This window comes from Streptomyces sp. NPDC048415 (assembly GCF_040651675.1).
In the GTDB taxonomy this organism is placed as follows: domain Bacteria; phylum Actinomycetota; class Actinomycetes; order Streptomycetales; family Streptomycetaceae; genus Streptomyces.
Genome location: NZ_JBEZKJ010000162.1, coordinates 1 through 10,128 on the forward strand (window position 1 = coordinate 1; position 10,128 = coordinate 10,128).

Consider the following 10,128-nt stretch of genomic DNA (forward strand, 5'->3'; position numbering starts at 1 on the left):
GGCCGGGGCGGGGGGGGGCCGGCCCGCCCCCCGGCCAGGGCAGGATCTAGAGGGTTGTTGGTTTCGTGGTGTCAGCGGCCGCCGTGGTCGCCGCCGCCGTGGTCGCCGTTGCCGCCGTGGTCGCCGCCGCCATGGTCGCCGTGGTCATTGCTATAACCGTTGTCGCCGTGGTCATTGCCATAACCGTTGTCGTCGTGACGGCTGGAGTGGTCGTCGTCGCGGCGGTTGTCGTCGTGGCGGCCGGAGTCGTGGTCACGGCTCGAGTGGTTGTCGTGGCGGCTGGAGTTGTCGTGCCCGTTCCAGTCGCTGTTGCTACAGGAGTGCGACGTGGGCGCGTGGGATGTGGTGGTGGCGCTGGCCAGGGTGGCTCCGCCGACGGTAAGGCCGAGGGCGGCCAGGGGGGTGGCGATCAGCCGGACGGCTGTTGATGGTGTGATGCGCATGGTGTTTCCCTTTCGGGCGGACGTGCCGTGCCCTGCGCGGATGCGGCGGCATTGATACCGCATGGGTACTGAGGTGTTCGCGAGGGGGCCGGTGCATCGGCTGGGATGGCGACGGGAGTTGCCGTCGCCGGTTCATGCACGGATATGCGCCGGCATCGGGCCCACCGGGGCTGCGTGAGTACGCAAGACCCCGGGGCGGGGCAATTCGTCCGTCGGACAGCCGGCGGCCGGGTGGTCGTCGGCCGGGCTGGTGGAATTGTACGTCTTCTCACCGGGGCAAAAAGACGGACTTTTGGGTCAATCTGTGTCCAACCTACGCATATGCATGTAGGAAAGTCAAACGGGGTGCAGTCGGTCGGACAGGCCGGGTGTCAGCCGTGGTCGCGTAGGCAACCTCCTTGCGTGCTGGTGTAGTTGGGGAACGCCCGTCCCTGAGGTGGTAGGTCCTGGAGCGGGTGGGGGGAGTTGCCTCGACTGCCCCGGGCTGTCGCTGCGCAGTGCCGCTGAAGTGGTGGGGAGTGGCCGGCTGAGCGGCCTCGCGGACACCGGGACCTGGTCGGCGTGCTGGTATGTCGTTGGCCGGGCTGGGTGCTGGACGACTGGCGCGGGCGCGCGTTCTTCGTGTTCGTCGGCGACGTCGAGGGCGGAACGGGCGATAGTGCTCCGGCTGGGGCGGCGGAGGGTTTGTCGCGGACGGCGGGGACTTGTGGGAGGACGCAGCCGGCGCCGGCGCGACGGGATGCCTGTGCGGGAACGGGGGGTTGGAGGCTGTCGTGTTCTGGCCCGCCAATGAGGGATCGGTGGTGTGGGGGAGTGTGGGCTTGCGGTGCCGGAAGGATCCGGCCGTGCGGGCCTGTGCGGGATGGAAGGCCGGCCCCGGCTCCACGGGTCACCTGCTGAGCGTGGCCCAAGGCCGCTGGGCGGCAGCCGCGTTCTGGTGGCGGCTCGTAGAAGGTGCGGTCGCGAAGCGTCGTGGAGAGGACGCCGGCTCGACGGTGGGCGTTCCTCCAGCCGTGCCTGGCGCCGGGAAAACGTCCTTTGTGCTGGTGGGGGGTTGGGGGGGCTGATGCCCGGGTGATGTGGTCGGCGGCTGGGCCCGGCTCGGTGGCGGCGGGATGGGTGGTGATCGGGCGGTGGCGTGGGCGACTGGATAGTATTTGTGTATGAATAGGTGGTTTGTCGGTCTGGTTGTGCCGGGCTGGGGCGTGGGGGTCGGCCTTGGTGGTGTGGTGACGGATCGAAGCAGGCGGTGCGGGCACGGGATGGCGGGGTGGGTGTGGGTGGGGGGTGTGTGATGCGTGCGGGTTCGGATGGGTCGGGCGGCTCGGGTGTGAGCAGTGTGTATGGCGGTCGCGCTTCGGGTTTGACGGGGTCGCAGATCGCGGGGTACCGGGTGGAGCGTGAGATCGGGCGTGGGGGGATGGCCGTGGTGTATTGCGCGCGTGATCTGCGTCTGGACCGTACGGTGGCACTGAAGCTGCTGGCCCCGGAAATGGTTCGCAACGACACGTTCCGCCGCCGTTTCACCTATGAGTCACGGGTGGCCGCTGCGATCGATCACCCGCATATCGTGCCGATTTTTGAGGCCGGTGAGACGGACGGTGTCCTGTATATCGCCATGCGTTACGTTCCGGGGCTGGATCTGCGGGCTCTGCTGGACCGGGACGGCCCGTTGCCGGTAGGGACGGCGTTGCGGATTGCCGCTCAGGTGGCGTCGGCGCTTGACGCGGCGCATGAGCATGACCTGGTGCACCGCGATGTCAAGCCCGGCAATGTACTGGTGGCTCGGGGCACGGACAGTGATCACCCGGAGCATGTGTATCTGACGGATTTCGGGCTGACGAAGAAGTCGCTGTCGCTGACCGGGTTCACCACGGTGGGCGAGTTTGTCGGCACGCTGGACTATGTGGCGCCGGAGCAGATTTCGGGGCGTCCGGTGGACGGCAGGTGCGATCTGTACAGCCTTGCCTGCGTCGTCTACGAAACCCTCGCGGGCGGGCCGCCGTTCCAGCGGGATGACGACATCGCGCTGCTGTGGGCGCATCAGTACGACCAGCCGCCTGCGCTGAGTGAGAGGCGGCCGGGCATTCCGCCGGCGATGGACGATGTTTTGGCCAGGGCTCTGGCGAAGGTGCCCGAGGACCGTTACGGCTCCTGCCTGGAATTCGTGGCCGCTCTGCGTGTCGCGGCGACTGATGCCGCCAAGGCTGCGCGTGCGCCGGAACAGGCGGCCCACGCGGCTGTGGGGGCGGCGCAATCCTCCGGGCCGCCGCCGGATCCGCCTGCCTGGGCCCGGCCGGTCTTTGCCCGCCCGCCCGGTTAGGGAGCTCGCTTCGAGCGATCTTGTTGCGCCCGCCTGCCATGCGGGCAGAGCGAGAGGTGCGGGGCCCACGGAGCTCCTGCTGCACCGCCCCGAGTGGTCGTCAGCAAGACCGGCATCCTCACCCATGTGTGGGATGAGAACGTCGACGGCGACACCCACAGCGGCGAGGTCTACATCGGCCACCCGCGGCGCAAGACCGACACCCCGTTCGGCCGCCGGACGATGGAGACCGTCCGCGGCGCCGACTGCTTGCGCACCGGAACAGACCACCGATAGAGCCCGAGCCAGCTCTGTCCCACTCGATGTCGACGACCCCACCCGAAGCCGTGCTGGTAGGCGGGCGAGTCGAGTTCATCGACCTGTTCGGCGAGTCCTCGGGCAGTAGCCCGGAAGGGGTAGATAGCCCCCTGCTCGGGTGCAGGACGTAGGGCTGCGGCAGCCATCCGGGAAAGCCGACGACCTGCGGTTGCGGCGGGGAGGCCAGTATGTCGGTGACGTCGATGACTTGCGCCGGCGCGGCTGCAGCGACATGGCATGGCCGGTCTTGCCGTGCCGGTCGAAGCGACACCGGGACATCTGGAGCAGGTGCCAGTCGTCCGGTCTCGTCGGCACGCCGGGTGTCCAGCCGATAGAGCTGTGTCAGGCCGGTCATCGGGAGCGGTCGCTCTCTGGGACACGATGCGCGTGGCCGCAGCTCCTCCAGGAGTTGCCGTGGTCTCGCCCGTGGGACCTGCAATCGGGTCGCGGGTCCACGCGGCGGCCAGTCCCTGTCGCTCCTGGCCGGTCCCCGTCGGCGGCTGGTCGGCTCGGCGGTGCGGCGGCTTGCTGGTGGGGTGGTGCTGGTATGGGGCCTTCTCCCCGCGCGTGCGCTATGGGGCAGTTCACCGCTGGCCGCGAATGGCTGACCGTGGCACCGACTGCCGTCGCTGTGCTCCCAGCCTCGATCCGGTCGAGAGCATCTGGTCGTTGCTGCGGGGCCACTGCGTGTCCCGCTCGCCTTGACCAGCGAGGGCCGCATGGACCGCATGTCTCGGGCATTTGCCTGCGTGTTCCGGTGCCGCGGTCGGTTTGCCGGCGGCTGCCTGGCCGGGAGGGGCGTGGTCCTCTCCTCCGGTTGAGCCCTACCGGCCTCGCGGATTCAAGGCCGTTTGGGCTGCAGCGGTGTGTGCTGTCGCGGGCCGGCTGTTTGCGCAAGGCCGGGGGCGGTGTGGTTACGGCTTTCGCGGCTTTGCGTGGCGCTTTTGGGTCTGTCAAGTCCCGAGCCCTCGGAACGTGACCGGGGTGGGGTGGTGCGGGCCTACTGGAAGTGCGGGCCTCGCCGGAAACTCCGGAAAGAGAACGAGGCACCCGGGGCGCGAAGAAGTGCCTTTCACTTCAGGAGGAATCATGACTCGTATTTCCCGTAACCGTAATGGCGTGCGTTCCAGGCGCCGGCTGGGGCTGGCGACAGTGGTGGCGTCGGGCGTGGCGGTCGCCGGGGGTGTGCTCCTACCGGCCGCTGCCGCGACGGCGGCCCCGATGCCGCAGACGCCGGCGGCGGCGATGGCTCCCGGCCATCACGGCCATCACAAGGACTACTGCTGGAACAAGCACCACAAGCACCACAAGCACCACAAACATGACAAGTACTTCTGCTGGGACGACCACCACAAGTACTACTGGGACGACTACTACCACTGCTATTACGTGGTGGAACACCACTACAAGCTCTATTTCTGGGACTCCCACAACGACTACTACTACTGGGAGAAGCACCACAACGATCACTTCTGGGATACCAAGGACAAGGACCACTGGAAGGACCAGCACAAGGTCGAGACGAAGCCTGATCCCGCGAAGCCTGACCCGGCCAAGCCGGATCCCGCGAAGCCTGACCCGGCCAAGCCGGATCCCGCGAAGCCTGACCCGGCCAAGCCTGACCCGGCCAAGCCTGACCCCGCCAAGCCTGATCCTGCGAAGCCTGACCCGGCCAAGCCTGACCCGGCCAAGCCTGACCCCGCCAAGCCTGATCCTGCGAAGCCTGACCCGGCCAAGCCGGATCCCGCCAAGCCTGATCCTGCGAAGCCTGACCCGGCCAAGCCGGATCCCGCCAAGCCTGACCCGGCCAAGCCGGATCCCGCCAAGCCGGATCCTGCGAAGCCGGATCCCGCCAAGCCTGACCCGGCCCCGGCTCCGGCTGAGCCTGCTCCGGCTGAGCCTGCTCCGGCTCCGGCTGAGCCCGCTCCGGCTCCGGCTGCGTAGGGCGTGGGTGGCGGTACCGGTACTGACGCATTGTGGCCGGCTCTTGCCGGTGAGCCGGGCGGGTTGCTGACGTCCGGACCGTGACGTCCTGCGTGAAGGGGTGAGGGCCTTTCCGGCCTTCACCCCTGTCGTCTTGTTGATCTCCTTGCCCCAAATAGTCGATCTTCTTGTCCTGTAAGGAAGTGAGCGCTCATGTCCGGAGGGCTTCGGCAGCGTTGCACCGCCCTGGTGGCGGCCCCGTGGGCGTTCGCCGTCAGTACCGCTTGCGCATCCGTGTCACCGGACGCGGCGCCGGGCAGGCGCGGTCCTTCGCGTGCTGCTGGCCTTTGCCGCCCAAACGCGGGAGATGGGCAGCCGACTGCTGGGGGGCGTGGGTTGTGTCGGCTTGCGGGGCGTGGGGGAGGGCCGCGCACAATGGGAGGCAGGAGGCTTCGGCGAGGTGGGAACGGTGAGGGACAGGCGGGGGGAAGCTTGTTCCGGCTGGTATCGCTGGTTTCCCCAGGTCGGGCTTCCCCTTCTGGCGGGACGCTGTTGCGCCGGTGCTTGACGTTGCGGGTTTCGCGGAGGCCGTGCACGGCTGGCCTGTGTGACGCAGGCCCTGACGCCGGGGAGCAGAGCTCGTGAGCACCCAACCGCCGTCGTCCGGCCGTCCTACGCCTCCTCCTGCAGGTCCTCCCCCGGGCTCCTCTCCTACGCCTCCTCCTGCGGGTCCTTCTTCGGGTGCTCCTGCGGGTTCTGCGTCGAGTGTTCCTGCGCCGCCCCCTTCGGGTCCTTCTTCGGGTGCCGCTTCGGGTCCTCCTTCGGGTCCGTTGTCGGGTGCTTCCCGGCCGCCGGGCGGGGAGGGCCCGGGCGGCCCGGGCCGGGGCGGCGGTGGCGGCCGGTGGCGGGGGCGCGGGCCTGTGGCGCGGGTGGCTCTGATCGCTGCCGCGCTGGTGGCGGCGGTGGCCTTGATCGTGGTGTTCACCCGTTCGAACGGCACCTTGAATCAGCAGGGTGAGGTTTTCCTGCAGTCCGCGGGGAGTACGGGCGCGGATCCGTTCACCGAGTCGACGGCGCGAGAGGACACGCCGCCGGCGTCGTCGCTGCCTGTGCCGGCTGCGGGCCAGGTGGCGCAGAGTGTGGCCGGTGACGCTCCGGGCTTGTACGGGGGGACGCGGAACGTCGCGAGCTGCGATGTGGGCAAGCAGATCACTGCGCTGGGAAAGGATCCGTCGAAGAACCGGGCCTTCGCCTCGGTGCTGGGCATCCAGCCCTCCGGCGTCCCCGGCTATCTGCGCACCCTCACTCCCGTGCGGCTCACGGCCGACACCCGGGTCGGCAACCACGGCTACCGGGACGGTTCGGCGACGAGTTATCCGGCCGTGCTGCAGGCGGGGACCGCGGTCCTGGTCGACGACCGAGGTGTGCCGCGGGTGCGCTGCGCGTGCGGGAACCCGCTGACACCGGCGGCCGCCCAGCAGGGCACACCCAGGCGGGCGGGCGAGGTATGGCCCGGCTACCGGCCCTCAGATGTCGTCGTCGTCGCCCCCGCACCCCGCCCGGTGAAGACCTTCGTCATGGCTGGCCCGAAGCGCGGGGACTGGTTCACCCGGCAGGGCGGCGACGACCGCGGCACGCACGACCAGAAGACCACGCCGCCGCCGCTGCCCCGGCCGTCCGGACCGGGCAAGGAACCGACACCGCCGAAGGACACCTCCCCCAAGGACCAGTCCTCGCCCGCGCCGTCCTCGTCCCCTTCCGCGCCGCCCTCGTCGAAGCCGTCCTCTCCCGAGCCGTCCTCGTCGAAGTCGTCGAAGTCGTCGAAGTCGTCGAAGGAGACGCCACCGCCCTCCTCGGGCAGGGAGCCGACGCCGTCGAAGGACACGTCCTCCAAGGACCAGTCCCCGCCCGAGCCGGGCAAGCCGACGCCGTCCTCCTCCAAGCCGTCCTCCTCCGAGCCGTCCTCGCCGAAGACGGCGGAGCAGACGCCACCGTCCTCGTCCGGGGAGTCCTCGAAGCCGGAATCTCCGCCCTCCGCCCCGCCTTCCTCACCGTCCGCGCCACCGACTGCGCCGCCGTCCTCCGCACCGCCGCCGTCTGCGCCGCCGCCCCCCTCAGCGCCAGCACCCTCCGCACCGCCGCCCTCAGCTCCGCCACCGTCTGCGCCGCCGGCCTCTGCGCCTGAGGCGGATGCGCCCCAGGATCCCGGCTCCGCACCGGCCGGAACGGGGCCGCAGTAGCAGGCGTCCCACCCGGCGATGCACCTCGCCGGGTGGAGTGCGGATATCGGGCAGGGCCCCGCCCCCCTTGGCACGTGACGGCTGCAATGCACGGCGTCGCCGTGCTGCCGTGCTGCTCTCGGCCGCGTCGTGGAGGGCGGGATGTCCCGGTGGTGAACCGGGGCGGTGAGGCGGTCTCAGTCCGTGCCGGACTCCATCGCGGCGCGGTCCAGCATCGTCTCTTCGTCCGTGGCCTCACCACGTGAGGCGATCGCCTGGGCGCCGCCCTGGTCCATGGTGCCGATCAGGCCGGTCGAGGCCGCCTGGGCGGCGCCGATCAGTGTTGGGTGGCCGGTGCCGACCATGCCCAAGCCCGCGTACTGCTCGAGCCGCGCCCGGGAGTCGGCGATGTCCAGGTTGCGCATGGTGAGCTGGCCGATCCGGTCCACCGGGCCGAACGCCGAGTCCTCGGTGCGCTCCATGGAGAGCTTGTCCGGGTGGTAGCTGAGCGCCGGGCCGCGGGTGTCGAGGACCGAGTAGTCCTCGCCGCGCCGCAGCCGCAGGGTCACCTCGCCGGTGATCGCCGCGCCGACCCAGCGCTGCAGCGACTCGCGCACCATCAGCGCCTGCGGGTCCAGCCAGCGGCCCTCGTAGAGCAGCCGGCCGAGGCGCCGGCCCTCGTTGTGGTAGGCGGCCACGGTGTCCTCGTTGTGGATCGCGTTGACCAGGCGCTCGTAGACGATGTGCAGCAGTGCCATGCCGGGCGCCTCGTAGATGCCGCGGCTCTTGGCCTCGATCACCCGGTTCTCGATCTGGTCGGACATGCCCAGACCGTGCCGACCGCCGATCGCGTTGGCCTCCATGACGAGGTCGACCGGGGAGGCGAACTCCTTGCCGTTGATGGTGACCGGACGGCCTTGGTCGAAGCCGACCGTCACGTCCTCCGTGCCGATCTCCACCGACGGGTCCCAGAACTTCACGCCCATGATCGGGTCGACCGTCTCGATGCCGGTGTCCAGGTGCTCAAGGGTCTTGGCCTCGTGCGTGGCACCCCAGATGTTGGCGTCCGTGGAATACGCCTTCTCTGTCGAGTCCCGGTACGGCAGCCCGTGCGCGAGCAGCCACTCCGACATCTCCTTGCGGCCGCCGAGCTCCGTGACGAAGTCAGCGTCCAGCCAGGGCTTGTAGATCCGCAGGTGCGGGTTGGCGAGCAGCCCGTAACGGTAGAACCGCTCGATGTCGTTGCCCTTGAACGTGGAGCCGTCGCCCCAGATCTGCACCCCGTCCTCGAGCATGGCCCGCACCAGCAGCGTGCCGGTCACGGCACGCCCCAGGGGCGTGGTGTTGAAGTACGGGCGTCCGCCCGACTTGATGTGGAACGCGCCGCATGCGAGCGCCGCCAGCCCTTCCTCGACCAGCGCGGCACGGCAGTCGACGAGCCGGGTGATCTCGGCGCCGTACGCGGAGGCGCGGCCGGGCACGGACGCGATGTCGGGCTCGTCGTACTGGCCGATGTCGGCGGTGTACGTGCACGGGACGGCGCCCTTGTCGCGCATCCAGGCGACGGCGACGGAGGTGTCGAGCCCGCCGGAGAAGGCAATGCCGACGCGCTCGCCGACGGGGAGGGAGGTGAGGACCTTGGACATAGCAAGAGTATGCAAGAGAACGCATGATCATGCAAGGCCGTGGTGGGCTGTCGTCGTCCGACTGAGTGTGGCTTAGCACTTCAGCTGGCGAGTGAGCAGTTCACTTGGCAGGGCTGAGCGCACTAGTTGGCGAGCTGACCGTCGCGTTGATCACAGAGTTGATCCGTGTTTGGCGACGGTACCCGCGGATGTCGTTGCAGAGCGGGCGCATAGGATCGCCGGCATGGCACTGCGACCTGTTCAGGTGATCATCAAGGCTCTTGACGCCTCGGCGGTCGGCCGGTTCTGGGCGGAGGCACTCGGCTGGAGTGCTTACAGCCCCGGCGTGACCACCTACGTCGGCCCCGTCGGCGGCCTCGTCTGGCCGGACCCGGTCGTTGTAGGCATCGACGTCGTTCCCGTCCCGGAACCCAAAACGACAACAAAGAACCGTGTCCACCTCGACCTCGCCACCACATCTGCGGCCCATCAGGCGGAGTTGGTCGCGCGCCTCCAGGCTCTCGGTGCGACGCCCGCCCACGTGGGTCAGGGCCAGGTGGCGTGGACGGTCCTCGCCGACCCGGAGGGCAACGAGTTCTGCGTGCTGGAGCCTCGGGATGTCTACCGGGACACCGGGCCGATCGCCGCGGTGGTGGTCGACTGCGCGGATCCTCGGGCCATGGCCCGGTTCTGGGGCGAGGCGACGGACTGGACCCTGCATGAGGTGACTGACGATCATGCGGTGCTGCGCTCCGCCAAGGGTGTCGGCCCGTATCTCGAGTTCCTCCGCACGCCCGGCGTGAGGACCGTGCCAGACCGCGTCCATCTTGACCTGCTGCCGTACTCCGGTGACGACAAAGCAGCGGAGGTGGCCCGGCTGCGGGCCCTCGGCGCCACCGACCTCGACCTCGGCCAGGGCGACGTCCCGTGGACGTGCCTGGCCGACCCGGAGGGCCACGAGTTCTGCGTCCTCGCTCCCTCCTGACGCGGAGCGTTGACGACACCTCGACACGTGAACCTTGTGTGCTCATGCGCCATGGCCCCGCGTGGGTTGGGCTGTGGCGTCTCGGTCGATTCGGGCGGTGGCCGTCACGAAGCGCGAGGCATCGGAGAGCAGAAATGTGCAGAACCCCCGCCAGACCCTACGCCTGACATGGGATCGGGATCGCTTAGCCAATCGGAGACGCTCCGAGGACGTGGACTTAGGCCATTTCTGATGGCTCTTGGTGGGCTGGGTGGATCTCGTGGTTTGCCGGGCAGGACGCCCGTATGGTGCGGCGACACGAGCTCACGGACGC

Annotated in this window: 7 protein-coding genes; 5 read left to right on the top strand and 2 right to left on the bottom strand. The window is 69.4% G+C overall.

The genetic code is table 11. The features are described from left to right. Window positions 1–71 precede the first annotated feature (71 nt). Window positions 72–443, bottom strand: coding sequence for a hypothetical protein (locus AB0D27_RS43785; protein ID WP_362520826.1), 372 nt, complete (start codon window positions 441–443; stop codon window positions 72–74). 1,294 nt (window positions 444–1,737) lie between these two features. Between AB0D27_RS43785 and AB0D27_RS43790 the strand changes: the two genes are divergently transcribed. From AB0D27_RS43790 to AB0D27_RS43805, 4 genes are all read left to right on the top strand, one after another. After that, window positions 1,738–2,766, top strand: coding sequence for a serine/threonine-protein kinase (locus tag AB0D27_RS43790; protein ID WP_362520829.1), 1,029 nt, complete (start codon window positions 1,738–1,740; stop codon window positions 2,764–2,766). Window positions 2,767–2,859: 93 nt separating this feature from the next. Next, complete coding sequence (locus AB0D27_RS43795) at window positions 2,860–3,042, top strand: helix-turn-helix domain-containing protein (protein ID WP_362520832.1); 183 nt, start codon at window positions 2,860–2,862, stop codon at window positions 3,040–3,042. A 1,110-nt stretch (window positions 3,043–4,152) separates the two neighbouring features. Then, the gene (locus tag AB0D27_RS43800; protein ID WP_362520835.1) at window positions 4,153–5,007 is read left to right on the top strand and encodes a hypothetical protein; all 855 of its coding nucleotides are present in this window, start codon (window positions 4,153–4,155) and stop codon (window positions 5,005–5,007) included. A gap of 1,175 nt (window positions 5,008–6,182) precedes the next feature. Continuing rightward, on the top strand, window positions 6,183–7,226 hold the full coding sequence (locus tag AB0D27_RS43805) for a DUF6777 domain-containing protein (RefSeq protein ID WP_362520844.1): 1,044 nt from the start codon (window positions 6,183–6,185) through the stop codon (window positions 7,224–7,226). A gap of 176 nt (window positions 7,227–7,402) precedes the next feature. On the opposite strand, the gene argG is transcribed toward AB0D27_RS43805, so the two are convergent. Then, complete coding sequence (argG, locus tag AB0D27_RS43810; protein ID WP_362520838.1) at window positions 7,403–8,851, bottom strand: argininosuccinate synthase; 1,449 nt, start codon at window positions 8,849–8,851, stop codon at window positions 7,403–7,405. 223 nt (window positions 8,852–9,074) lie between these two features. Here argG and AB0D27_RS43815 point away from each other — a divergent pair, with 223 nt between their 5' ends. After that, window positions 9,075–9,815, top strand: a complete 741-nt coding sequence (locus tag AB0D27_RS43815; protein WP_362520841.1) for a VOC family protein — start codon at window positions 9,075–9,077, stop codon at window positions 9,813–9,815. Window positions 9,816–10,128 lie beyond the last annotated feature (313 nt).

Excerpts from the sequence above, each read along its gene's own strand:
- AB0D27_RS43785 (WP_362520826.1), bottom strand. The coding sequence starts at position 443 with ATGCGCATCACACCATCAACAGCCGTCCGGCTGATCGCCACCCCCCTG.
- AB0D27_RS43790 (WP_362520829.1), top strand. The coding sequence starts at position 1,738 with ATGCGTGCGGGTTCGGATGGGTCGGGCGGCTCGGGTGTGAGCAGTGTG.
- AB0D27_RS43800 (WP_362520835.1), top strand. The coding sequence starts at position 4,153 with ATGACTCGTATTTCCCGTAACCGTAATGGCGTGCGTTCCAGGCGCCGG.
- argG (WP_362520838.1), bottom strand. The coding sequence starts at position 8,851 with ATGTCCAAGGTCCTCACCTCCCTCCCCGTCGGCGAGCGCGTCGGCATT.
- AB0D27_RS43815 (WP_362520841.1), top strand. The coding sequence starts at position 9,075 with ATGGCACTGCGACCTGTTCAGGTGATCATCAAGGCTCTTGACGCCTCG.